The sequence below is a fragment of the Streptomyces sp. NPDC017979 genome (assembly GCF_044328175.1).
Lineage (GTDB): Bacteria > Actinomycetota > Actinomycetes > Streptomycetales > Streptomycetaceae > Streptomyces.
Genome location: NZ_JBIRGU010000018.1, coordinates 21,261 through 44,850, shown reverse-complemented (window position 1 = coordinate 44,850; position 23,590 = coordinate 21,261). Strand labels below are relative to the sequence as shown.

Annotated in this window: 19 protein-coding genes; 10 read left to right on the top strand and 9 right to left on the bottom strand. The window is 73.9% G+C overall.

What is annotated here, in order from left to right:
- The first annotated feature begins 1 nt into the window (after position 1).
- The 3 genes from ACH4E8_RS32165 to fxsA all read left to right on the top strand — a co-directional run bounded on the left by ACH4E8_RS32165 (position 2) and on the right by fxsA (position 3,836).
- Complete coding sequence (locus tag ACH4E8_RS32165; protein WP_398454976.1) at positions 2–1,645, top strand: amidohydrolase; 1,644 nt, start codon at positions 2–4, stop codon at positions 1,643–1,645.
- Between the two features lie 709 nt (positions 1,646–2,354).
- Positions 2,355–3,137: a polyprenol monophosphomannose synthase gene (locus tag ACH4E8_RS32160; RefSeq protein WP_398454974.1), complete on the top strand. Its 783-nt coding sequence runs from the start codon at positions 2,355–2,357 to the stop codon at positions 3,135–3,137.
- An 84-nt stretch (positions 3,138–3,221) separates the two neighbouring features.
- Complete coding sequence (fxsA, locus tag ACH4E8_RS32155; RefSeq protein ID WP_398454972.1) at positions 3,222–3,836, top strand: FxsA family membrane protein; 615 nt, start codon at positions 3,222–3,224, stop codon at positions 3,834–3,836.
- A 222-nt stretch (positions 3,837–4,058) separates the two neighbouring features.
- On the opposite strand, the gene ACH4E8_RS32150 is transcribed toward fxsA, so the two are convergent.
- The 4 genes from ACH4E8_RS32150 to ACH4E8_RS32135 form a co-directional block, all read right to left on the bottom strand.
- Positions 4,059–4,433 carry an RNA polymerase-binding protein RbpA gene (locus ACH4E8_RS32150; protein WP_361541020.1) on the bottom strand — a complete coding sequence of 125 codons (375 nt, stop codon included), beginning with the start codon at positions 4,431–4,433 and terminating at the stop codon, positions 4,059–4,061.
- Positions 4,434–4,742: 309 nt separating this feature from the next.
- The gene (locus tag ACH4E8_RS32145; protein WP_398454970.1) at positions 4,743–6,131 is read right to left on the bottom strand and encodes an MFS transporter; all 1,389 of its coding nucleotides are present in this window, start codon (positions 6,129–6,131) and stop codon (positions 4,743–4,745) included.
- A gap of 39 nt (positions 6,132–6,170) precedes the next feature.
- Entirely contained in the window at positions 6,171–6,950 is a 780-nt protein-coding gene (locus ACH4E8_RS32140) for a glycerophosphodiester phosphodiesterase (protein WP_398454968.1), read from the bottom strand.
- The gene (locus tag ACH4E8_RS32135; protein WP_398454966.1) at positions 6,947–7,729 is read right to left on the bottom strand and encodes a YitT family protein; all 783 of its coding nucleotides are present in this window, start codon (positions 7,727–7,729) and stop codon (positions 6,947–6,949) included. The genes ACH4E8_RS32140 and ACH4E8_RS32135 overlap by 4 nt, the downstream gene beginning before the upstream one ends.
- Positions 7,730–7,829: 100 nt before the next feature.
- Here ACH4E8_RS32135 and ACH4E8_RS32130 point away from each other — a divergent pair, with 100 nt between their 5' ends.
- On the top strand, positions 7,830–9,332 hold the full coding sequence (locus tag ACH4E8_RS32130) for a PLP-dependent aminotransferase family protein (RefSeq protein WP_398454964.1): 1,503 nt from the start codon (positions 7,830–7,832) through the stop codon (positions 9,330–9,332).
- A 16-nt stretch (positions 9,333–9,348) separates the two neighbouring features.
- Here the strand turns inward: ACH4E8_RS32130 and ACH4E8_RS32125 are convergent, their stop codons facing one another.
- Positions 9,349–10,995, bottom strand: a complete 1,647-nt coding sequence (locus ACH4E8_RS32125) for a hypothetical protein (protein ID WP_398454962.1) — start codon at positions 10,993–10,995, stop codon at positions 9,349–9,351.
- Between the two features lie 43 nt (positions 10,996–11,038).
- Positions 11,039–11,233, bottom strand: a complete 195-nt coding sequence (locus ACH4E8_RS32120) for a hypothetical protein (RefSeq protein WP_358824785.1) — start codon at positions 11,231–11,233, stop codon at positions 11,039–11,041.
- A gap of 262 nt (positions 11,234–11,495) precedes the next feature.
- On the opposite strand from ACH4E8_RS32120, the gene ACH4E8_RS32115 reads away from it, so the two are divergent.
- The 3 genes from ACH4E8_RS32115 (at position 11,496) to ACH4E8_RS32105 (ending at position 17,430) form a co-directional block, all read left to right on the top strand.
- Positions 11,496–11,888: an ankyrin repeat domain-containing protein gene (locus ACH4E8_RS32115; RefSeq protein WP_398454960.1), complete on the top strand. Its 393-nt coding sequence runs from the start codon at positions 11,496–11,498 to the stop codon at positions 11,886–11,888.
- Between the two features lie 313 nt (positions 11,889–12,201).
- Positions 12,202–13,620 carry a HEAT repeat domain-containing protein gene (locus ACH4E8_RS32110; protein ID WP_398454958.1) on the top strand — a complete coding sequence of 473 codons (1,419 nt, stop codon included), beginning with the start codon at positions 12,202–12,204 and terminating at the stop codon, positions 13,618–13,620.
- A 156-nt stretch (positions 13,621–13,776) separates the two neighbouring features.
- Positions 13,777–17,430: a hydantoinase B/oxoprolinase family protein gene (locus ACH4E8_RS32105; protein ID WP_398454956.1), complete on the top strand. Its 3,654-nt coding sequence runs from the start codon at positions 13,777–13,779 to the stop codon at positions 17,428–17,430.
- Between the two features lie 118 nt (positions 17,431–17,548).
- Here the strand turns inward: ACH4E8_RS32105 and ACH4E8_RS32100 are convergent, their stop codons facing one another.
- Genes ACH4E8_RS32100 through ACH4E8_RS32090 form a run of 3 tightly spaced genes read right to left on the bottom strand, consistent with a single transcriptional unit; the run spans position 17,549 to position 19,796 of the window.
- Positions 17,549–18,412: a biotin-dependent carboxyltransferase family protein gene (locus ACH4E8_RS32100; RefSeq protein ID WP_398454954.1), complete on the bottom strand. Its 864-nt coding sequence runs from the start codon at positions 18,410–18,412 to the stop codon at positions 17,549–17,551.
- Positions 18,409–19,035 (bottom strand): allophanate hydrolase subunit 1, encoded by a 627-nt coding sequence (locus ACH4E8_RS32095; protein ID WP_398454952.1) that lies wholly within the window; start codon positions 19,033–19,035, stop codon positions 18,409–18,411. The genes ACH4E8_RS32100 and ACH4E8_RS32095 overlap by 4 nt, the downstream gene beginning before the upstream one ends.
- The gene (locus ACH4E8_RS32090; RefSeq protein ID WP_398454950.1) at positions 19,032–19,796 is read right to left on the bottom strand and encodes a LamB/YcsF family protein; all 765 of its coding nucleotides are present in this window, start codon (positions 19,794–19,796) and stop codon (positions 19,032–19,034) included. The genes ACH4E8_RS32095 and ACH4E8_RS32090 overlap by 4 nt, the downstream gene beginning before the upstream one ends.
- A 430-nt stretch (positions 19,797–20,226) precedes the next feature.
- Here ACH4E8_RS32090 and ACH4E8_RS32085 point away from each other — a divergent pair, with 430 nt between their 5' ends.
- The 3 genes from ACH4E8_RS32085 (at position 20,227) to ACH4E8_RS32075 (ending at position 23,518) form a co-directional block, all read left to right on the top strand.
- Complete coding sequence (locus tag ACH4E8_RS32085; protein ID WP_398455142.1) at positions 20,227–20,907, top strand: GntR family transcriptional regulator; 681 nt, start codon at positions 20,227–20,229, stop codon at positions 20,905–20,907.
- A 93-nt stretch (positions 20,908–21,000) separates the two neighbouring features.
- Positions 21,001–22,527: a hypothetical protein gene (locus ACH4E8_RS32080; RefSeq protein WP_398454948.1), complete on the top strand. Its 1,527-nt coding sequence runs from the start codon at positions 21,001–21,003 to the stop codon at positions 22,525–22,527.
- 76 nt (positions 22,528–22,603) lie between these two features.
- On the top strand, positions 22,604–23,518 hold the full coding sequence (locus ACH4E8_RS32075) for a hypothetical protein (protein WP_398454946.1): 915 nt from the start codon (positions 22,604–22,606) through the stop codon (positions 23,516–23,518).
- The last annotated feature ends 72 nt before the right edge of the window (positions 23,519–23,590 follow it).

Here is a 23,590-nt window from a genome sequence, read left to right as displayed (position 1 = left end):
CATGACCGAGAGCACCGCCCCCGCCGGCGACGAGAACCGCACCGTCCTGTTGCGCGGGGGAGAAGTCCACAGCCCCGCCGACCCCTTCGCCACCGCGATGGTGGTCGAACGGGGACACGTCGCCTGGGTCGGGTCCGAGGGCGCCGCGGACGCCTTCGCCGCCGCGGCCGACGACGTCGTCGACCTCGACGGTGCGCTCGTCACCCCCGCGTTCACCGATGCACATGTGCACACGACCTCCACCGGGCTCGCGCTCACCGGCCTCGACCTCGCCGCCGCGCGCACCGTGACCGAAGCCCTGGCGCTCGTGCGGCGGCACGCTGAGGCGCGTCCGGACGACGCGGTGCTGCTCGGCGGCGGCTGGGACGCGGCTCGCTGGCCGGAGCGCCGGCCGCCCTCCCGCGCGGAGTTGGACGAGGCGACCGGAGGCCGTCCGCTCTATCTGCCCCGGGTCGACGTCCACTCGGCCGTCGTCACCACTGCCCTCCTCGACCTGGTGCCGGGCGTCGCCGAGCTGTCGGGGTACCACCCCGACGCGCCGCTCACCGGCGCCGCGCACCACGCGGTCCGGGCCGCTGCGCACGCCGCCGTCACCCCCGCCCAGCGCACGGCCGCCCAACGTGCCGCGCTGGACCGCGCAGCCTCCCTCGGCATCGGCACCCTGCACGAGTGCGGCGGGCCGGAGATCTCCGACGAGGCTGACTTCACCGGTCTGTTGGCCCTCGCCGAGTCCCACCCCGGCCCCCGCGTCGTCGGCTACTGGGCCGAACGGATCGCGGATGCAAAGGACGCCCGGCGCATCCGCGACCTCGGCGCCGTCGGTGCGGCGGGCGACCTGTTCGTCGACGGCTCGCTGGGCTCCCACACCGCCTGTCTGCATGCCCCGTACGCCGACGCCGACCACACGGGCGTCCGTCACCTGGACGTGCCCGAGATCGCCGCCCACGTCACCGCCTGCACCGAAGCCGGACTCCAGGCCGGCTTCCACGCCATCGGCGACGCCGCCCTGAGCGCGGTGGTGGCCGGGGTGCGGTCGGCCGCAGAGACGCTCGGCACGGCCCGGGTGCGCGCCGCCCGGCACCGGGTCGAGCACGCCGAAATGCTCACCCCCGAGCACATCGCCGCCTTCGCCGACCTCGGACTCACCGCCTCCGTGCAACCCGCCTTCGACGCCGCCTGGGGCGGGGACGAGGGCATGTACGCCGAACGCCTGGGCGTCGAGCGGGCCCGCACCCTCAACCCGTACGCGGCACTGCTGCGCGCCGGAGTGCCGCTCGCCTTCGGCTCCGACAGCCCCGTCACCCCGCTGGACCCCTGGGGCACGGTCCGGGCGGCGGCCTTCCACCGCACCCCCGAGCACCGGGTGTCCGTACGGGCGGCCTTCACCGCCCACACCCGCGGCGGCTGGCGGGCGATCGGGCGCGACGACGCGGGCGTCCTGGTGCCCGGCGCGCCCGCGGACTACGCCGTCTGGAGCGCCGGTGACCTGGTCGTCCAGGCCCCGGACGACCGGGTCGCCCGTTGGTCCACCGACCCGCGCTCGGGCACTCCGGGGTTGCCCGACCTCACCCCCGGTGGCGAACTCCCGCGCTGCCTGCGCACGGTGGTCGCAGGGCGCACCGTCTTTGATCGCCTGATCGGGTGACGTGCGGACATTTCGCTCCGTCGACCGGTGCCCGAAGGCTCAGCCGCGACCTGCGGATCTTCGGTACCGGTCGGGCGAATTGGGCAAACCGCGCAGATCGCACGACTGTTGACATGGAGCGCCCACGGGCGGGTAGGTTCGGCCGAGTCCACCACAGGACGTCCGACCGGCAGGACCTCCACGCAAGTCGTCGACGCCGCTGGGTCAGGGGGCAGTGCACCGCACCGGAGCACTGCCACTGGGAGCCAGGTCCAGCGTCCGCGCCTCGGGGGCGAGGGAAGGTTTCAGCCGATCGGCAGGTGTGACCCGGATGGGGGCCCGGCGTTCAGTAGACAACGGCTCTCGGTCGATCCGCAGCCAGCGGATCCCAGGTCGGCCCGAAGGACGCCGGTCCCCGATCCGTAAGACAGGCCCTGGGGCGCTTCTGATGGATCTTGCTGGGCTCGCGTGCCCCGGCACCACGCCTCTCCCCCGTAGCCGTTCGGGCACGGGGGGAGATCCACGGCACCAGACCCCTCCCCCTACGCCCTGCGGGCGTGGGGGCCCCACCTGATCCAGCCCGATCCATCAGAAGCGCCCCAGCCCCCGCCCGACCGCCTCGTTCCCGGCGCCCACGACACCCCGGACCCGTGCCGTCCCTCCCGGGTGCCCTGCGATCGCTCCGACGATCGCTAAGGTGGGGCCCTGTGCACGACATGAAGGGGCAGCAGTGAACGACGGCGCTAAGGACCGCGAGGCCCAGAGGCGGTACGGTCCGCTCGGCCGAGCCTTGGTGATCATCCCGACCTACAACGAGGCCGAGAACATCAAGAAGATCGTCTCCCGGGTCCGTGCCGCGGTACCCGACGCGGACGTGCTCGTCGCCGACGACAACAGCCCCGACGGCACCGGGAAGCTCGCCGACGGACTCGCGGCGGAGGACGAGCAGGTCCACGTCCTGCACCGCAAGGGCAAGGAAGGGCTGGGCGCCGCCTACCTCGCGGGCTTCGACTGGGGGCTGGAACGCGACTACGGCGTGCTGATCGAGATGGACGCCGACGGCTCCCACCAGCCCGAGGAGTTGCCCCGGCTGCTCACCGCGCTCAAGGGCGCCGACCTGGTGCTCGGCTCGCGCTGGGTGCCCGGCGGTCGGGTCGTGAACTGGCCCAAGTACCGGGAGTTCATCTCCCGGGGCGGCAGCACCTACTCCCGGCTCTTCCTCGGCCTGTCCATCCGCGACGTCACCGGCGGCTACCGCGCCTTCCGCGCCGAGACGCTGCGCGGCCTCGGGCTCGGCGAGGTGTCGTCCCAGGGCTACTGCTTCCAGGTCGACCTCGCGCGCCGCGCGGTGGCCCTCGGGTACCACGTGGTGGAGGTGCCGATCACCTTCGTCGAGCGGGAGCTGGGCGACTCCAAGATGAACCGGGACATCGCCGTGGAGGCGCTGTGGCGGGTCGCCGGCTGGGGGCTCTCGGACCGGGCGAACCGTTTCCGGGGCCGTCCGCCGGTCTGACGGGGCCGGTGCCGCACGTCCGCCGTGGCGCTTGATGATCACCCGCCCGTGCCGCTTCGGCGGGCGCCCAGGCACACTGGGAGCATGACGACCGGCTCACTGCCCCCCAAGCGCTCGCGCGTCCGCAGCCTCATCCCGATCGGCCTCGCCGTCTGGCTGGCCCTGGAGATCTGGGTGCTGATCCTCGTCGGCGCCGAGCTCGGCGCGCTGGCCGTCCTCGCCCTGCTGATCGCGGGGGCGGTCCTCGGCGGCACGATCATCAAGCGCGCCGGCCGCAACGCCTACCGCAACCTGGTGGAGACGCTCCAGCGGCAGCAGCGCGGCGAGGCGCCGGAGAGCGGGGCCAACGGCAACGGCTTCCTGATGCTCGCGGGGGGTCTGATCATGATCCCCGGGCTGATCTCGGACGCGGTGGGACTCGTCCTGCTCGTACCGCCCGTCCGCACCTTCCTGAGCAAGGCCGTCGAGCGCTCCTTGGAGCGGCGCATCAAGGCGGCGGCGCCGGGCACCCTCGGTGACGCGTTCAACCAGGCGCGGATGCACCGCCCCGACGGCAAGGTCGTCCCGGGCGAGGTCATCCACCCGGACCCGTCGGCCCGGGGCGCCGGGCCCGGCCAGGGCGCTGGACCGGGCGCGGGCCAGGAGCCGAGGATCATCGAGGGCAAGGTCATCCGCCCGGACGGCAACCCCGGGCAGTGACGGGCGGGCGGTGACGAGGAGGAGCCGGCTGCTGTTGACCGTGCGCAGCGCAACAGCAGCCAGCCCCCGTCCCCTGCGCTGACATGACGAAGAGGGCCGGGGCACACAGTGTGTGCCCCGGCCCTCTTCGTTTGGTGCCGTTGGTGCCGTCCGCGCGCTCTGCGCGGGAAGGCGCCGGCCTGACCGGGCCGCAAGCGACCCGGTGCCCGTACCTAGGAGGTCCTAGGCGGACTTCCGGCTGTCCCTCGGATGCACCGCGATGTTCATCGCGCCGGAGCGCAGGACGGCCAGCCGCTCGGCCAGCACCTCCTCCAACTCCTCGCGGGTGCGCCGCTCCATGAGCATGTCCCAGTGCGTCCTCGCGGGCTTGGCCTTCTTCTCCTCAGGGCCCTCGCCGTCCACCAGGAGTGCCTGGGCGCCGCACGCCTTGCACTCCCACTCCGGCGGAATTTCCGCCTCCACCGAGAACGGCATCTCAAACCGATGTCCGTTCTGGCATGCGTACTCCACCGCCTGGCGCGGGGCCAGATCGATGCCGCGGTCCGTCTCGTAGCTGGTAACCACGAGTCGCGTGCCGCGGAGAGCTCGCTCACTCATGAATCGTGCCTCCCGGGCTTGTCGCCCACAGGACAGGTGTCGCTGTCGTCGTCATCCGGTCAACGTCCGGTCGGCCGTAAAGATTCCCGTTCCGGGTCATGCGTCGCCCGTCGTGCCGCTGCTTTGCCCTGGACGCGTCGAACGGATCGGGCGGGATCCACACGACAAGCCCTAGGTTGAAGTACCCACCAGTGCCCGGTTTGTCACATCTGACAGAAAGTGTCACCCAGTGATGCCGCTTCCTCAGTGCGCAGTAACGGTCCGCCTGGCAGGCCAAACGCGTACACTACCGGCCTTTCACTTCAACGTCTAAATCCGGTCCGGCACGGGATTGCCCGCGGCGGCCACCGCCCGGCGCACCGGGACCCGCGCCAGCAGGACGAAGCCGAGGACGAAGAAGGCCACGAGCGAGAGGATCGCGTCGCGATAGCTCCCGGTGAGCTGGTACGCGAGCCCGAACACCAGCGGCCCGAGCCAGCTCAGGCCCCGGTCGCTCATCTCGTACGCGGCGAAGTACTCCGCCTCCTTGCCGCGCGGCACCAGATGGGAGAAGAGGGAGCGGGACAGCGCCTGGCTGCCGCCGAGCACCAGCCCGATCCCCGCCGCGAGCGCGAAGAACCACGCGGGCTCGCCGGCCGGGAGGAAGTAGCCCGCCGCCAGGATCGCGGTCCACGCGGCCAGCGAGCCGAGCACGACGCGCTTGGCGCCGCGGGTGCGGGCCAGCCGCCCCAGCCACAGCGCCCCCGCCACCGCCAGCACCTGCACCAGCAGCACCGCCACGATCAGCGTCGTCTGCCCGAGCCCCAACTCCTCGGAGCCGTACACCGACGCCTGGGAGATCACCGTCTGGACGCCGTCGTTGTAGACGAGGTACGCCAGCAGGAACGACAGCGTCAGCGGGTGCCGGCGCATGTCCCGCAAGGTCGCGACGAGCTGCCGCCAGCCGCCCGGCTGCGCCGCGTGGCCCTCCCGGGGCGCCCCGCGGTCCCGCAGCCGCCGCAGCGGGACGAGCGTGAAGGCGCCCCACCACAGGCCGGCCGAGGCCAGACAGATCCGCACCGCTTCGGACTCGGAGAGCCCGAAGCGCTCGTGGCCCGCGTACAGCACCAGGTTGAGCACCAGCATCAGCGCCCCGGAGGCGTAGCCGAAGGCCCAGCCGCGCGAGGAGACCGCGTCGCGTTCTTCGGGGGCCGCGATCTGCGGCAGGTAGGCGTTGTAGAGCACCATCGACACCGCGAGTGACGCGTTGGCGACGATCAGCAGCGCGGCGCCGAGCAGATAGCGGTCGCCGTCCAGCAGGAACATGGCGCAGGTCGCGGTGGCGCCGGTGTACGCGGCGACGGCCAGCAGCGGCTTCTTGCGGCCCGTGCGGTCCGCCCACGCGCCCGCCAGCGGCATCAGCACCACCGCCAGCACGATCGAGGCGGAGATCGCGTAGGGGAAGACGGAGCCCGCCCGGACCGGGACGCCCAGCGGGTGCACGTACCCCTCGGCGTCCGCCGCGGCCTTCGCCACCGACGTCAGGTACGGCCCCAGGAAGACGGTGACCACGCTCGTCGAGTACACCGAGCAGGCGAAGTCGTACGCGTACCAGCCGTGCTGTTCGCGCCGGCGCTCCCGCCGCGCGTCGCCGTCGGTCCGGTCCGGCCCGGGCCCGTCGCCCGCAGCCCCTTCGTGCTCCGCGGTCCCGGCGGTCATGCCGCACCCCCTCGTTCGTGCACGGTGCGGACGCGCGGGTCAGACCCAGGCACCTCGATCGGTCAGCACCGCGCGCAGCGTCTCCAGACGATCGGTCATGATGCCATCCACCCCCAGGTCGAGCAGGGCGCCCATCCGGTCGGGGTCGTTCACCGTCCACACGTGGACCTGGAGCCCCAGCGCGTGCGCGGTCCGCACGAAGCGGCGGTCCACCACCCGGACGCCGCCCCGGGTCTCGGGCACCTGGACGCAGACCGCGCCCGCCCGCACCGCCGCGGGCAGCCCCAGCGAGCGCAGCCGCAACCCCACGACGCCGCGCACGCCGTACGAGGTGGCGAGGCGCGGCCCGGCGAGCTTGGCGGCCCGGGCGATCCGGCCCTCGGAGAAGGACCCCACGCACAACCGGTCCCACAGCCGCGCCCGGTGCACCAGGTCCACCAGCGGCTCCAGCGCCGACTCGGCCTTGATGTCCACGTTCCACCGCGCGCCCGGGAACTCCTCCACCAGCTCCTCGAAGAGCGGCAGCGGCTCCCGTCCGCCCACCCTGGCCCGCTGCACCTCGCGCCACGGCAGCTCGGCGATCCGGCCGCCGACGTCCGTCACCCGGTCCAGGGTCGCGTCGTGGAAGGCGACGAGCCGACCGTCCGCGGTCGTGTGGACGTCGGTCTCGAAGTGGCGGTAGCCGAGGGCGGCGGCGCGCCGGAAGGCCGCGGCCGTGTTCTCCAGCCCGTCCGCCGCCCCGCCGCGGTGGGCGAACGGCAGCACGGAGGGGTGGTCCAGCGCGGGGTGGCACGGTCGGGGTCTCGGTACGCGGGTCACTGCCGCAGTATCGCCCCTCCGGCCCCGGCTTCGGCGTCCGGTGCGCCCGCGGCGGCCCGCCCACGGGCCACCACGCGGCTCTCGGGTGCTTCGTCGGACCCGGCTTCCGGCCCCGCACCGGGCACGGCGAAGATCCGCAGGAACGCCTGGGCCAGCGGGCCGATGCCCAGGGCGTACGCGATCGTCCCCACGCCCACCGTGCCGCCGAGCAGGACGCCGCTGGCGACCACCGCCACCTCGATGCCGGTGCGCACCAGCCGGATGGAGCGGCCGGTGACCCGGTGCAGCCCGGTCATCAGGCCGTCCCGCGGGCCGGGCCCGAAGCGCGCCGCGATGTAGAGGCCGGTGGCCGCACCGTTCAGCACCACGGCCGCGACCAGGGCCGGGATCTGCACCGCGAGCCCCCGCGCGGCGGGCAGGAAGTACAGGGTGGCGTCCATCGCGAAGCCGATGACCAGCACGTTGGAGACCGTGCCCAGCCCGGGCCGCTGGCGCAGCGGGATCCACGCGAGGAGCACCAGCACGCCGGCGATGGTGGTCACCACCCCGATGGTCAGCCCGGTCCGCTCGGCCAGCCCCTGGTGGAACACGCCCCACGGGTCGAGCCCGAGGCCGGCGCGGACCATCATCGCGGCGCTGATCCCGTACAGCACCAGCCCCGCGTAGAGCTGGGCGAGCCGTCGCGGCAGACGGCGCGAGGGCACGGCCGCGGCAGCCGACGCCCTCGCGGGAGGCGCGGTCCGCCCCGGAGCCGTCGGTGCGATCGATTCCTCGGACATGTGAGGACCCCTCCTGGCGATGGTGGACTGACTCATGACACCCTGTGGCCATTGAGTAGCTGCCAACCATGGCCAATTCAAGGAAGGTGGACTGACTTCCATGGCTCAGTGGACTTCTGCCGTGGGCGCGGCTCAGCTCGCCCGACAACTCGCCGCCCAGCAGCACCGCCCGGCCGGCCCCGGCACCCGCAAGCCGCCCGCCTACCGGGCGCTCGCCGACGGCATCCGGCTGCTCGTCCTGGAGGGCCGCGTTCCGGTCGCCGCCCGACTGCCTGCCGAGCGCGAACTCGCCCTCTCGCTCAGCGTGAGCCGCACCACGGTCGCCGCGGCGTACGAGGCGCTGCGCGCGGAGGGCTTCCTCGAATCCCGCCGGGGCGCCGGAAGCTGGACCGCGGTGCCGGCCGGCAACCCCCTGCCGGCGCGCGGCCTGGAACCGCTGCCGCCCGAGTCGCTGGGGTCCGTGATCGACCTCGGCTGCGCCGCGCTGCCGGCCCCGGAGCCCTGGCTCACCCGCAGCTTCCAGGGCGCGCTGGACGAACTGCCGCCGTACGCGCACACCCACGGCGACTACCCCGCGGGCATCCCCGTGCTGCGCCAGATGCTGGCCGACCGCTACACGGCGCAGGGCATCCCCACCATGCCCGAACAGATCATGGTCACCACCGGGGCGATGGGCGCCATGGACGCCCTGTGCCACCTCTTCGCCGGCCGCGGCGAGCGGATCGCCGTCGAGTCGCCGTCGTACGCCAACATCCTCCAGCTGATGCGGGAGGCCGGGGCCCGGCTGGTGCCGGTCGCGATGGAGGAGGAGCTCGGCGGCTGGGACCTGGCGCGCTGGCGGCAGGTGCTGCGCCAGGCGGCGCCCCGACTGGCGTACGTCGTCGCCGACTTCCACAACCCCACCGGCGCACTCGCCGACGAGGACCAGCGCCGCGGCCTGGTGGAGGCGGCCCGTTCGGCGGGGACCGTGCTGGTGGTCGACGAGACCATGGCCGAACTGGACCTGGACGACGACGGCTCGCCGATGCCCCGGCCCGTGTGCGCCTTCGACCCCGCGGGCGGCACGGTGGTCACGGTCGGCTCCGCCAGCAAGGCGTTCTGGGCCGGGATGCGCATCGGCTGGGTGCGGGCCGCGCCCGACGTGATCCGCTCGCTGGTCGCCGCCCGGGCCTACGCGGACCTCGGCACCCCGGTCCTGGAGCAGCTCGGCGTGCACTGGCTGATGCGCACCGGCGGATGGCACGAGGCGGTCGCGGTGCGCCGCGCGCAGGCGCGGGAGAACCGGGACGCGCTGGTGAGCGCGGTGCGCAGGGAGCTGCCCGACTGGGAGTTCACCGTCCCCCGCGGCGGGCTCACGCTCTGGGTCCGCACGGGCGGGCTGTCCGGCTCCCGGCTCGCGGAGGCGGGCGAGCGGGTGGGCGTACGGGTGCCGTCCGGGCCGCGGTTCGGGGTGGACGGGGCCTTCGAGGGCTTCGTCCGGCTGCCGTTCACGGTGAGCGGGCCGGTCGCGGACGAGGCGGCGGTGCGGCTGGCCGCGGCGGCACGGCTGGTCCGCAGCGGGGCGACGACGGGGGCGGAGGCGCCGCGCACCTTCGTGGCGTGAGGGCGCTCGGGGCGGATCAGCCCTCCGCGGGAACCGGGCGTGCGGTGTCCGCGGGAGGGGCCGGCCCGTCGACCTTCGCCGCGGGGATCGACACCGGCTCGGCGGAGCGGGCGTCGTACGCGTCGAACTGCTCGTACCCCGCGCCCCGCACCGGCTCTTCGGGCCGTTCGGGCAGCAGTTCCAGTACGGCCTGCCGCTGTTCGTGGGCGGTCGCGTCGTCGTACGGGTCGGGCGTCGCCGGCACCTGGAGGCGCAGGACGGGGCCGGTGCCGAGGCGGGCGTAGCCGCGGCCCGGCGGCACGTGCGGCGCGGGCGTGGTCTGCGGCACCGCCCCGAGCACGGCCTCGACCTGCTCGAAGTCGGCCGCCCCGAGCACGACCCGGGCGCGGGTGTGCAGCAGCACCGCCTCGCACAGCTCGTCCAGGCAGTCGGACTGCTCGGCCACCACGACGGTGACGTGCGCCGCCCGGCCGTGCCGCAGCGGCACCGCCAGTAGCTCCTGCGGATCGGGGTGCCCGTCGGCCGCGGCCAGGTGCCCGAAGACGGACGGGCGGTCCACCAGGATCCACAGCGGGCGCTTGGTGTCGTCGGGTGCGGGCAGTCCGGCCTGGCGGGCGCGGTTCGCGGCGATCAGCCGCCGCTCGGTCTCCCGGGCCGCCCACTCCAAGCTCGCCAGGGCGCCGGAGAGCGCGCACTCCACGGCGAGCACCCCGTTGCGTCCGGTCAGACAGGCGTACTCTCCGGTGCCGCTGCCCTCCACGATCAGCACGTCGCCGTGGGCCAGCGCCTGGAGGGCGATCGAACGCACCAGGGTGGTGGTCCCGCTGCCGGGCTCGCCCACGGCCAGCAGATGGGGCTCGGTGGAGCGGGGGCCGGTGCGCCAGATGACCGGGGGCGCGTCCCGGGTGTCGGCGCCGTCCGCGACGGGCACGGTGCGCTGCACCGCGTCGGCGTCGGTGAAGCCGAGCACGGTCTCGCCCGGCGCGGTCACGAAGCGCTGGGCGGCGATGGTGGTCGCCAGCGCCGGCAGCACCGTCATCAGCAGGTGGTTGCCCTCCTCGTCCCAGTCGAAGCGGTACTCCCGCCCCCGCCCGGACTTGGCGTGCAGCACCTGCTCGATCCGCGCCCTGGACTCCTCCTCGCCGTCGGTGAAGTAGGCGGGGTAGGAGATGCGCAGCGCGGTCAGCCGGCCGGCGCCGTCGAAGGCGTGGTCGCTGAAGGCGCTGCTCCACTGCCCGCCGTGGGCGAAGAGCGGAGCCGGGTCGTCCGGGTTCGAGAAGTACGGCACGAGGGCGTCGTAGAGCGCCTGGAGCCGACCGGCCTCGGCCTCGTCGGGGCCGGTCCGCACGGGCGTGCGCACCCGCCCCTTCCAGGCGGCCGCGGCCATCAGCGCGATCAGGGACGTCAGGGGCCCGTACGGGACGAAGGCCACCACCAGCACGCCGACCGCGACGAAGAAGAGCAGGGGGCCGCGCTTCTCCTTCGGGGTGGCGAGCCACTTCTGCCGGGCCAGGCCCGTCAGTTGGCGCAGCCCGCGGGAGACCGTGATCAGCGGATGGAGGACGTCGGTGGCGCCGTCCGCGGCGGTGCGGGCGAACTCCCGACTCCGGGCGATGTGCGCGGATCCGGTGCTCAGGATGCGGGGGAGCGGTAGCCGGGCCACGTCGTTCTCCTGGGATCGTGCGGTACGGGGGGCGGTTCGCCGGTCAGAACTTGATGCCGCCCAGCAGGCTGGCCAGGCTCTGGCTGCCGGCCGTGATGCTGGGGGCGATGGCGGTGCCCGCCAGGAAGAATCCGAAGAGTGCGCACACCAGGGCGTGGGACGCCTTCAGACCATCCTTCTTGAAGAAGAGGAAGACGATGATCGCGAGCAGGACCACGCCGGAGATGGAGAGGATCATGTGAGGTTCTCCTGGGTGAGGGGACAGTCACCATGAGTACTTCCAACCTCACAGGAATCACATATGCGATTAAAGGTGCAAAAGAGTGAAAAGTAATGAACTTCACTGAAATGGTGCACATCGGTCCGCGCGTCGACATGCGCTCCCCGCGGTCGCGGGGCACGGCCCCCGCCGCGGGCAGTAACCTGTCGCCCTATCGATGCGCTCGTACGGCTGTTCCCGCCGTACGCCCAGGTCAACGGAGCAAAAGGAGGTCCTTCCGATGAGCGAGTCCCCCGATCCGGAAGTGATCGAACTCGCGACCAAGGTCTTCGACCTGGCTCGCCGTGGCGAGACCGAGGCGCTGGCTGCGTACGTCGACGCCGGAGTGCCCGCCAACCTGACGAACGACCGCGGCGACACCCTCGTGATGCTCGCCGCCTACCACGGCCACTCCGCGGCGGTCGAGGCGCTCCTCGCCCGCGGCGCCGAGCCGGACCGCCCCAACGACCGCGGGCAGACGCCGCTCGCCGGCGCGGTGTTCAAGGGGGAGGACGACGTCGTCCGCGTGCTGCTGGCCCGCGGCGCCGATCCGCGCGCGGGAACTCCCTCCGCCGTGGATACCGCGCGGATGTTTGGGAAGACAGAGCTTCTGAGGCTGTTCGGCGACGAGTGAGCCGCCGGGCACCCACCGTTTCGTCACGGAGAGTTTCCGTCGTCGCCGCCCGGAGGCCGTCCGGCCGCCCCGGGAGGGACGTCGTAAATGTGGTCGCGGTGGCGATATGGGTGGGTCATCATGACGACGGGTCCTGCCCTGGACATCACCGGGAATTCCCCTGGGGCCCACCGACGAGAGGCGAAGAAGATGGTCTGCACCAAGCAGAAGGCGCGTGAAGCGATCAAGGCGACGGACGGCTCGGCGTGCTGCTGCGCGGCCTAGGCACCCACGTTCACCGGTCGCGTCGAGAGCTTGATGTGAGGCTTTCCCCATGTTCGATCCAGTCATAGCGCCGAGCGGCACGCTGCTCGGCCTGCTGCAGAGGGGCCGCGGCGACGGCACGCTGCACGCGCTCGCCGCCCCGCGCGACGAAGCGCTCGCCGCCCTCAACCACTGCGTACTGAACGACCCCCGCAAGGACTGGCAGGTCGAGAACCGCTCCCTCTACTACGCACGCCTCTACCTGGACCTGCACGGCGGTCTGGAGGCGATCCAGCACCACCTGTGCGACACCGACGACCTCGTCGACCCCGACGAGGCGCGCACCGGGCTCGCGCTCGCCGTCCTCGGCCACCTCGCCTCCTACGGCAGGCGGGACGCCCTGGAGATGTTGCGCGACTACGCCGCCCGCGGCTCCAACTGGGCCTGGGCCCTCGACGAGCTCGCGCTGCGTGACGACGACGCCGGGCTGCGCTCCCTCGCCACTCCGATCCTGGCCAGATTCCCCGCCACCCCGGAGGGCGACGCCGACCTGGCCGTCACCGTGCGCGACGCCTTCGAGCCACGGCCGTGGCGGCTGTGGGCCGACGACCCGCGCGAGGGCGTGGGCGCCCGGGTGCGGGCCGCCCAGGAAGCCGGGTCCTTCGACCGCTGGCAGCGCCAGATGCGGCCCAGCGGGCCGCGACCGGGCTGGAGCGTCCAGGCGATCTTCGACTGGGCCGACGAGGGCGCGGCGCGCGGTGTCGCGCTGCACGTCCCCGCCGCCCGGTGCCTCACCGCGGTCGCCGCCGCGGAGGACCGTGCCCTGATCGTCACCGCTGCGCGCGAGGGCGGCGACGGCGCACGCAGCGCCGCCCTGCACTACCTCGCCGAATCCCGCGACCCGGCCGTCCTCGACCTGGTCGAACTCGCCGCCTCCACGGGCTCCCGCACGGTCGCCGACGCCGCGATCGCCGCCTTCGAGCGGATGTGCGGCGAGGCGGCCGTGGACCGCGCCCGCGGCTGGGTCCACCGCCCCGACGCGCTCGGCGCCTCCGCCGCCTGCGTGCTCGCCTGCCGGGGCACCGCCGGCGACGCCCAGTTGGTCCTGGGCGCCCTGCGCGAAACCGTCCGGGCCGACGGGCCGGACGCCCCCCTCCTTTGGACGCTCGTCGACGGGACCGGCCGCCTGGGCATCGCCTGCGCCGCCCCCGTCCTGCGCCACGTCTACCGAGAAACGGCCTCCTCCCAGCTCAGAGGTCGCGCCGCGCGCGCCCTGGCCGCCACCGACCCCTCCTTCGCGGCCGGCTTCGCCGTTGAGTGCCTCTGGGACTGCGAGGAGACGACCCGCGAAGTGGCCGCCCGCCACGCCGAGACGGGCGACATCCGCGTCGCCGAACGCCTGCGCCGCCTCGCCGCCGACCCGGCCGAGGAGGACGAGGTCCAGACGGCCGTACGCAGCAGGATCAGTCCGGACACCCCGGCGATCTGACGCACGGCGCGCCCCGCACGCACGAGGGCGGGCGGGTCCGAACCCGGACCCGTCCGCCGGCCCCGCCGCCCACCGCGGCCCGACCGTTGCGCACTGCCGTGCCCCGGCCCGTTCCGCCGCCGTGTCCGCCGGTCGTCCGCTTGCCACAATGGGGGGATGACCGGTCCCTGGGAGTTCTGGATCGACCGCGGCGGCACCTTCACCGACGTCGTGGGCAGACGCCCCGACGGACGCCTGGTCACCCGCAAGCTCCTCTCCCACGACCCCGAGCGCTACCGCGACGCGGCCGTCGCCGGCATCCGGCTGCTGCTCGGCCTGCGGCCGGACGAACCCGTCCCCGCCGACCGGGTCTCCTGCGTCAAGATGGGCACCACGGTCGCCACCAACGCCCTGCTGGAGCGGCGCGGCGAGCCGACGGTCCTGGTGATCACCGAGGGCTTCGGCGACGCCCTGCGGATCGCCTACCAAAACCGCCCCCGCATCTTCGACCGCCGCATCCTGCTGCCGCAGGCCGTCTACGAGCGGGTCGTCGAGGTGCCCGAACGCGTCGACGCCCACGGCGCCGTCGTGCGCCCGCTGGACCTGGCGGCCGTCACCGAACGGCTCGCCGCGGCCCGCGCCGACGGCTTCCGCAGCGCGGCCGTCGTCCTGGTGCACGGCTACCGCCACCGCGCCCACGAGACGCAGATCGCCCGGGCCGCGCGCGACCTCGGCTTCACCCAGGTCAGCTGCTCCCACGAGGTCAGCCCGCTGATCAAGCTCGTCCCCCGGGGCGACACCACCGCCGTCGACGCGTACCTCTCGCCGATCCTGCGGCGGTACGTGGACGAGGTGGCGGCCGAACTCCCCGGCATCCGGCTGCAGTTCATGCAGTCCAACGGCGGGCTGCGGGAGGCCGCCCACTTCCGGGGCAAGGACGCGGTGCTCTCCGGTCCGGCCGGGGGAGTGGTCGGCATGGCCCGCACCGCCGGGCGCGCCGGCCACGAACGGGTCATCGGCTTCGACATGGGCGGCACCTCCACCGACGTGTCGCACTACGCGGGGGAGTTCGAACGCGAACTGGGCACCCAGGTCGCCGGCGTCCGGATGCGCGCACCCATGATGAGCATCCACACCGTCGCCGCGGGCGGCGGATCGGTGCTCCACTTCGACGGCCGCCGCTACCGCGTGGGCCCCGACTCGGCGGGCGCCGCGCCCGGCCCCGCCTGCTACCGCCGCGGCGGACCGCTGACCGTCACCGACGCCAACGTCATGCTCGGCCGCGTCCAACCCGCCCACTTCCCCGCCGTCTTCGGACCGGACGGCAATCAACGCCTGGACGCCGCCGTGGTCCGCGAGCGCTTCACCGAACTCGCCGCCCGGGTGCGCCAGGAGACCTCGACCGGGCCCGCGCCCGAGGACGTCGCCGCCGGCTTCCTGGAGATCGCCGTCCTCAACATGGCGAACGCGGTGAAGAAGATCTCCGTGCAGCGCGGCCACGACGTCACGCGCTACGCCCTGAACTCCTTCGGCGGCGCCGGCGGCCAGCACGCCTGCGCCGTCGCCGACGCGCTCGGCATCTCCACGGTGCTCGTGCCGCCGCTGGCCGGGGTGCTCTCGGCGTACGGCATCGGGCTCGCCGACGCCACCGCCATGCGCGAGCAGTCCGTGGAGGCCGAGTTGACCGCGGGGGCCGTCTCCCGGGTGCGGGAGCTGTGCCGCGACCTCGCCGACCGCACCCGCGGAGAACTGCGGGCCGACGGCATCGCGGACGCGGCGATCAGCACCCGCGCGAAGGTGCTGCTGCGGTACGCCGGCACGGACGCACACCTGCCGGTACCCCTCGCGGACGAAGACGAGATGCGGGACGCCTTCGAGGCCGCCCACCGCGCCCGGTACGCCTTCACCATGGACAAGCCGCTGGTCGTCGAGGCGGTGTCGGTGGAGGCGACCGGCGCGGCGGGGGAGCACCGGGGCGAAGACGGCGTCGGTGCCGGGTCCGGTGGTGCCGGGTCCGGTGGTGCCGGGTCCGGTGGTGCCGGGCCGTTCGACCTGGTGCCGATGTACGTCGCCGGCGCCTGGCGGGACGTACCGCTGCACCGGCGCACGGACCTGCGCACCGGGGACGCGGTGACCGGCCCTGCGATCGTCGCGGAGGCGGACGCGACCACCGTCGTCGACCCCGGGTGGCGGGCCCAGGCCGGCGCCGGCGGGGAACTGCTGCTGACCCGCGTCACGGCCCGGCCCGAACGCGTCGCGGTCGGCACGGACGTGGACCCGGTGCTGCTGGAGGTCTTCAACAACCTCTTCATGGCCATCGCCGAGCAGATGGGCGTCCGGCTGGAGAACACCGCCCACTCCGTGAACATCAAGGAGCGGCTGGACTTCTCCTGCGCCCTCTTCGACCCGGACGGCAACCTCATCGCCAACGCCCCCCACATCCCCGTGCACCTCGGCTCCATGGGCGAGTCGATCAAGGAGGTGCTGCGCCGCAACCGGGACCGGCTGCGGCCCGGGGACGTGTACGCGATCAACGATCCGTACCACGGCGGCACCCATCTGCCCGACGTGACCGTGGTGACCCCGGTGTTCGGCGCCGACGACGCCGGTGCGGCGGGGGCGGACGGTCCCCGGCTGCGGTTCCTGGTCGCCTCGCGCGGCCACCACGCCGAGATCGGGGGCGTCACCCCCGGCTCGATGCCCGCCTTCAGCACCACCATCGAGGAGGAGGGCGTCCTCTTCGACAACTGGCTGCTGGTGCGGGACGGGCGGCTGCGGGAGGCGGACACCCGCGAACTGCTCACCGCCGGGCGCTACCCCTCGCGGGCACCGGACGTGAACCTCGCCGACCTGCGCGCCCAGATCGCCGCCAACGAGAAGGGCATCGCCGAACTGAACCGCATGGTCGACCAGTTCGGGCTCGACGTCGTGCACGCCTACATGCGGCACGTGCGCGACAACGCGGCGGAGTCGGTGCGCCGCATCGTCGCCGGGCTGGCGGACGGCGCGTACCGCTACGAGACGGACGGCGGCGCGGTGATCCGGGTCGCGCTGCGGGTGGACCGTGCGGCGCGCAGCGCCGTGCTGGACTTCGCCGGCACCTCGCCCCAACTGCCCGGCAACGCCAACGCCCCCACCTCCGTGGTGACGGCGGCCGTGCTCTACGTCTTCCGCACCCTCGTCGGTGAGGACATCCCCCTGAACAGCGGCTGTCTGGAGCCCCTGGAGGTCCGCGTCCCCGCCGGGTCGATGCTCGCGCCCGAGCACCCCGCGGCGACCGTCGCGGGGAACGTGGAGACGTCCCAGGCCGTCACGGGAGCGCTGTACGCCGCCCTCGGCGTGCAGGCCGAAGGCTCGGGCACCATGAACAACTTCACCTTCGGCAACGACCGGGTCCAGTACTACGAGACGGTGGCCAGCGGCTCCGGCGCCGGCGACGGATTCGACGGCGCGGACGCCGTCCAGACCCACATGACCAACTCGCGCCTGACCGACCCGGAGGTCCTGGAGTGGCGCTACCCGGTGCGCGTGGACTCCTTCGCCGTGCGCACCGGCAGCGGCGGCACCGGCCGCTGGCACGGGGGCTGCGGAGTGGTGCGCCGCATCCGCTTCCTGGAGCCGATGACCGTGGCGCTGCTGACCGGGCACCGGCGCATCGCGCCCTACGGCATGGCGGGCGGCGGCCCCGGGGCGCTCGGCGAGAACGCGGTGGAGCGCGCCGACGGCAGCGTCACCCGGCTCCTCGGCGTCGACTCCGTGGACGTCGCCCCGGAAGACGTGCTGGTGATGAAGACCCCTGGCGGCGGGGGATACGGACCACCGGAAGACTGACCCGCCCCCGCCCCCGCCCCCGCCCCCGCCCCCGCCCCCGGCGCCGAAGCCCTCGCCGAACCCGGCACACCCTTCGCGCCCGGCCGCACCGCGCCGGTCCGCACCGCACCGGTCCCCGTCACACCGGGACGAATCGCACCGGGGTGCCGGGCCCGGCCTGGGCCGCCCCCGGCAGGTCGCGCAGGTCCACGACCGCGACCACCGGATAGCCGCCGGTCGTCGGATGGTCGGCCAGGAAGACCACCGGACAACCGTCCGGCGGCACTTGGACCGCTCCCAACACCATGCCCTCACTGGGCAGCTCCCCCTCCTGCGCCCGCTGGAGCGCCGGCCCCTCCAGGCGCATGCCGATGCGGTTGCTCGCCGCCGAGACCCGGTGGCCACCGGCCACGAGGGTCCCCAGCGCGGCCGCCGTGAACCAGTCCGCGCGGGGCCCGAAGCGGATGCGCAACACCAACTCGGCCGACGGCCCCGACCACGGCACCACGCCGTCCACCCGGCCCGGCGCCCCGTCCGGCGTTCCCAGCGGCAACACCACTCCGTCCGTGAGAAACCCGGGCCCCAACCCCGACAACAGATCCGTCGCCCGACTCCCCAGCACCGGTTCGACGGCGACCCCGCCGGCGAGGGCCAGATAGCTCCGTACGCCGTACGTCGCCGGCCCCAGCTCCAGCAGCGCCCCCGCGGGCACCCGCACGGGCGCCCCCCACGCCACCGGGCGTCCGTCGACGGTGACCGGGCACGGGGCACCGCCCACAGCGACGGTCACCGCCCGACGTGGCCGCACGGCGCACCCGTTGACCGTGGTCTCCAACACCGCGGCCCCCTCGGCATTGCCCACCAGCCGGTTCACCAACCGCGCCGCGGGCTCGTCGAGCGCCCCTGACCGCCCCACCCCGAGGTGGGCGTGCCCGAATCGGCCCAGGTCCTGCACCGTCGTCAGCGCTCCGGCCCGTACGACGGCGACGGCGTGATCCGTCATGCGCCATCCGGTACGAACCGCACCCGCGCTCCTGGAGACAACAGGGCAGCCGGCTCCCGCTGGGGATCCCACAGCGGGCGGTCCGTACTGCCGACACTGCCGATGAGCTGCCAGCCACCGGGCGATGCCCGCGGATACACCCCGGTGTAGGGGCCGGCGAGGGCGAGCGAGCCGGCCGGGACCGAGGTGCGCGGGGTGGCCCGGCGGGGCACCCCGTACCGCGCGGGGAGACCGGTCAGATAGCTGAAGCCCGGGGCGAACCCGCAGAAGGCGACCCGGAACTCGACCGCCGAGTGGATCGCCACGGCCTCATCCGTCGACACCCGCCACAGTGCGGCCACCTCCGCCAGATCGGCCCCGTCGTAGCGGACCGGCACCTCGACGACGTCCGCCTCCCGGGAACGCAGCGGCGGCACGCGCCACCCGGCCAACTCGGCGGCGAAGCCGGCCGGGTCGGCCAAGCCGTCGAGCAGCACCGTCCTGGCCGCGGGCACGATCTCCGCCACCGCGGGAAGCTCCCCCGCCGCGCGCCGCCGCACCAACTCGGCGTGGAGGGCGCCTGCTTCCTGTCCGTCCGCGAACTCCACGAGCAGCGCTCGATCACCCACCGGCAGGGACCTCATGCGAACGCCCCCACCCGTACGCCCGCGCCTTCCAGCCCTCGACGCACCTGGCGTGCCAATGCCACCGCACCCGGGGTGTCCCCGTGCACGCACAGGGAACGGGGTCGCACCGACACCGACCGTCCACAGAGCGAGCCGACCACGCCGAATCGGGCCATGCTGACGGACCGGTCGACCACGGCCGACGCATCGGTGAGCACCGCCCCCTCCCGGCCACGGGGCACCAAGGCGCCCTCCGCCGTGTACGCGCGATCGGCGAACCCCTCGGTGACCACCGGCAGCCCGGCCTTCTCCGCCGCCACGTGCAGCGCGGACCCGGGCAGCCCCAGCAACGGCAGCCGCTCTCCGGACAGCAGCACCCCGTCCACCACGGCCGCCGCCTGCTCCTCGTCCCACACCACCCGGTTGTACAGGGCTCCGTGCGGCTTGACGTAGGCGACGCGGGAGCCGGCGGAGCGCGCGAAGACCTCCAACGCGCCTATCTGATAGGCGACTTCGGCCGCCAGCTCGTCAAAAGCCACGTCCATGGCGCGTCGGCCGAAGCCGGCCAGGTCGCGGTACGCCACATGGGCCCCGATGCGCACCGAGCGCTCGGCCGCCAACTCGCAGACCCGGCGCATAGTGATGGCGTCCCCGGCGTGGAACCCACAGGCGACGTTCGCGCTGGTGACCACGGACAACAACTGCTCGTCGTCCGTCAGCCGCCACTGGCCGAAGCCCTCGCCCAGGTCGGCGTTGAGGTCGATGGACGCCCACGTCATGTGCAGTCCTCCCCTTCTCGTTCCCCCGCGGTGTCACAGCAGTCCCCTGCCCCGGGCCTCCGACGAACAGCAACGGCCCGTTCTCCCCTTCGGGGAGCCTGGCGCAGCACGGGTTCCCGAGTCGTGCTCATCTGCACCTCGCAGTGTCGAGCGTGGAGGGTGACCGTGCGATGCCATCAAGCTAGGGGATCGTTGAACGATCCGACAAGGGGCGCGTTGGCTCGTTCTTCCCTTCTACGATGGCTACCGTGCGCCGGTGCGCGCTGGATTGAATCGGCCCCCGGCCGGAGAGAGAGGTGTCGTGAAGGCGACGGAGACGGGAACGGGCGAGGCGGGCGCGCCCGGCGGACGGAGCGCAGCCGACGACCCCAGCGCTTCGCGGGGGGCGAGTCGGGCCGGCGGTTCGAGCGGGTCCGACGGCGTCGGCGGGCTGGCGGACGATCGCGCGCTGCTCGGCCGCACGAGCACGGCCGAACGCGTCGCGGACATCCTGCGCACCCGCATCGCCGAGGGCTACTTCCGCCCCGGCGAACGCCTGTCCGAGGAGGTCATCGGCCGGGCGCTCGGAGTGTCGCGCAACACCCTGCGCGAGTCCTTCCGCCTGCTGACCCACGAGCGACTGCTCGTCCACCAGCTCAACCGGGGCGTCTTCGTCCGGATGCTCGCCGTCCAGGACGTCACCGACATCTACCGCACCCGTCAGCTCGTGGAGTGCGCCGTCGTCCACGGCCTCGGCGCCCCGCCGTACGACGTCACCGCCCTCGAAGCCGCCGTCAGCGCCGGTGAGCAGCACGAGCGCGAAGCCGACTGGACGGGCGTGTCCACGGCGAACATCCACTTCCACCGCGAGCTGGTCGCCCTCGCCGGCAGCGCCCGCACCGACGAACTGATGCGGGGCGTACTGGCGGAGCTGCGGCTGGCGTTCCACGTCGTCGACGATCCGCGCGGCCTCCACCAGCCCTATCTGGTGCGCAACCGGGCCATCCTCGACGCCCTGCGCGCCGGCGACGCCACCACGGCCGAACGGCTGCTCGTGCAGTACCTGGAGGACTCCCGGGCGCAGATGGTCGAGACGTACGCCCACCTGGTGCACGGCGCCGACACGTACTGAACGCCCCGGCACCGCCGCGGGCCGGGGTCGTCGCGGCGGGCGGCATCTGCGCCGTTTCGACCAGTGTCAGTGCGAGGACCTAATCTGTGCACCGTGACTTCGCCTGCCTCGACGGACCCCGTTCCGCCCCAGCTCAGCGCGGGGCCGCGGCCCGCGCAGGGCCCGGCCGCCGACGAGGGGCTGGCGCGGCGGCTGCGCGCGCTCGCCTGCACCGCGCCGCTGCACGACCTCGACGCCCGCAAGGCGAACCTCGCCGGCGAGTACACGGTCTACGCGATGGCGGAGGTCGCCCTCGCGGCCATCGACCTCGTCACGCTGAACATGGACTTCGACACCGGCGCCGACCACGAACAGATCGTCGCCAGGCTGCTGCCCCGGATCTCCGCCCAGGCCCCCCGCCGCCCCGCCGCCGAACACGAGCGCGTCGCCCGCTGGGTCCTGGAGAACCTGATCAACGTCGGCAGCGTGGACCGCGGCTTCCGCGCCGTGTACGGCACCTTCGGCACCGACGGCGTCTACACCCGCCGTGACTACGACTTCAAACTGATCGAAGAGGTCCCCGGCTACGGCGGCAGCGTCTACCTCCGCACCACCGACGAAGCGGTCAACGTCCTCGTCGGCGCCCTCGACACCGACGTGACCAGCGCGCAGATCGCCGCCGAGGTCAAGTTGGAGGTCCTGATCAGCCGCGGCCGGCTCGCCGACGCCCAGCTCGCCGCCGAACAGGCCCGCTACCGCACCGTGCAGTACGCCGAGACCCTGCGCCGCACCCTGGAAGCCACCCGCCGCAACGTCCGCGCGGTCGACTGGCTGAACGCCGTGCCGGACCTGATCGCCGAAGCGCTCGACCACGTCGCCGACCGCTACCGCCACGAGAACGCGATCCTGACGAACATCCGCAAGGCGCGCGACGAGGCCGAGGACCCCGAGCACAAGCGCCGCGCCGCCGAACTCGTCGACATCGTCAAGGACTGCATCCGCCGCCACACCCAGCTCCAGTCCCGACTCCTCGAAGCCGGCCCGCTCTTCCGCGCCGAACAGGACCGGCAGGCGTTCGCCCGCCCCACCGCCCGCACCGGACTCGACCTCCACGGCCAACTCGTCGCTCCCCTCCTCCCGCTCCCCGTCGAGTCCGCCGTCCGCGTCACCGACGCCTTCTTCGCCCGCGGCACCGGTCTGCGCACCCCCTCGTCCGTACGCCTGACCGACCTGGTCGACCTGCTGCTGACGCCCCCCGTCGAGCGGGACCACCTCGGCGCCGAAATGCCCGAGCCCGACCTGATCGCCACCCCCGACGACAGCCGCTTCAGCGAGGAACAACTCGCTCAGGCCATGGAGCTCCTGGACCTGGAGCACGACGCCCCGCGACGGCTCTCCGGCCTCCTCGCCGACGCCCGCCGCCGCGACCCCGACCTGCCGTACCTGGTCGCCCTGCTCGCCGTGCACGCCGCGAGCCCCCCGGTCGGCACCGCCTACCGCCAGGGCGAGGAGCGCCTCCTGTTCGCCGTGGACGACGGCACCGAACTCGACGACCCCGAGTTCGGCGGCGCCGACCTGATCGTGGGGACCGCCCTGCTCGACGCCGTCGGCATGGCCGCCGACCGCACGGAAGCGGCATGACCCCCCGCCGCCGTCGACCACCGGCCACCAGCCCGCCGCGCCCCCGACCCGCACGCCCGCACGAGGAGCACGTCCAGTGACAGCGACCGAACCGCACGCCGAGCGCGCCCCCTGGGGCGACCCCGCCGCGGCGGAAGCGCCCGGGGAAGCCGCCGTCACCCCGGCCGCTCAGGTCACCCCCGCCGACGCGGCCGACGCCGCCCGCCTGGTCTCCTTCGGGCTCCAGCCCAAGCTGCTGCCGGCCCGCGACGCGGAGTACGCCGAACTGCTGCGCCGCTACCGGGACGACGCCCCCTTCGCCCGGCTCGCCGACGCGGTCGCCACCGGACTCGGACTCGTCGTCCTGGAGGTGTCCCCGCGCGCCGGCATGGCGATCAGCGCCGACGAGGAGTCCGTCTTCGCCGTCCGGATGGGCGACTACGCCCGCCGCACCTCCGCCGACTCCACCGACCGCTTCCTCCACGGCCTGGCCCACCTCGCGGTCGCCGCCATGGCCTTCCCCCGCCCCGAGGACCTCGCCGACGACGCCTACATCGGCCGTCTCACGGTCCTCGGCGTCGACGGCTACGTCCGCCAGGCGTGCCGCCGGCTGGAGGAGGGCGCCGACGAGCGCGGCGACAACACCGACCCGGCCACCGACGCCCCCGGCCTGGAGGCGGCCTGGCGCGTCTACTCCCGCCGCAGCGCCACCGGCGCCACCAAGGACGCCCGCCGGCTGGCCGGATCCACCACCGGCATCGTCGGCAAGGCGGTCGCCTTCCTCGCCGACTCCGGCTTCCTCCAGCGCACCGGCGACGACGCCGGCGGCGCCTACCGCACCACCGCGCGCTACCAGCTCCAGGTCCGTGACATGGCCGGCAGCGCCGCCATGGCCGAACTGCTGGAGCTCGGCGTCGTCCCCGTCAGCGACGGCAGCGCCACGCTGGTCGCGCCCCCCGACGGGGACGACCTGGAGCTGGCCGCCGACGCGGGCCTGCCCTTCCACACGTAAGCCCACCCGAACCCCACCCGACCGATGCTCACCGCGCGAGGCCGCCGCCCCGGAGCCCGCGCACCCCGACCA

Bases quoted from the DNA above. Each gene is read 5' to 3' on its own strand.
- ACH4E8_RS32135 (WP_398454966.1), bottom strand. From the start codon at position 7,729: ATGTCCGAGGAATCGATCGCACCGACGGCTCCGGGGCGGACCGCGCCT.
- ACH4E8_RS32120 (WP_358824785.1), bottom strand. From the start codon at position 11,233: ATGATCCTCTCCATCTCCGGCGTGGTCCTGCTCGCGATCATCGTCTTC.
- ACH4E8_RS32165 (WP_398454976.1), top strand. From the start codon at position 2: ATGACCGAGAGCACCGCCCCCGCCGGCGACGAGAACCGCACCGTCCTG.
- ACH4E8_RS32090 (WP_398454950.1), bottom strand. From the start codon at position 19,796: ATGACGTGGGCGTCCATCGACCTCAACGCCGACCTGGGCGAGGGCTTC.
- ACH4E8_RS32105 (WP_398454956.1), top strand. From the start codon at position 13,777: ATGACCGGTCCCTGGGAGTTCTGGATCGACCGCGGCGGCACCTTCACC.
- ACH4E8_RS32150 (WP_361541020.1), bottom strand. From the start codon at position 4,433: ATGAGTGAGCGAGCTCTCCGCGGCACGCGACTCGTGGTTACCAGCTAC.
- fxsA (WP_398454972.1), top strand. From the start codon at position 3,222: ATGACGACCGGCTCACTGCCCCCCAAGCGCTCGCGCGTCCGCAGCCTC.
- ACH4E8_RS32145 (WP_398454970.1), bottom strand. From the start codon at position 6,131: ATGACCGCCGGGACCGCGGAGCACGAAGGGGCTGCGGGCGACGGGCCC.
- ACH4E8_RS32115 (WP_398454960.1), top strand. From the start codon at position 11,496: ATGAGCGAGTCCCCCGATCCGGAAGTGATCGAACTCGCGACCAAGGTC.
- ACH4E8_RS32100 (WP_398454954.1), bottom strand. From the start codon at position 18,412: ATGACGGATCACGCCGTCGCCGTCGTACGGGCCGGAGCGCTGACGACG.
- ACH4E8_RS32110 (WP_398454958.1), top strand. From the start codon at position 12,202: ATGTTCGATCCAGTCATAGCGCCGAGCGGCACGCTGCTCGGCCTGCTG.
- ACH4E8_RS32095 (WP_398454952.1), bottom strand. From the start codon at position 19,035: ATGAGGTCCCTGCCGGTGGGTGATCGAGCGCTGCTCGTGGAGTTCGCG.
- ACH4E8_RS32130 (WP_398454964.1), top strand. From the start codon at position 7,830: ATGGCTCAGTGGACTTCTGCCGTGGGCGCGGCTCAGCTCGCCCGACAA.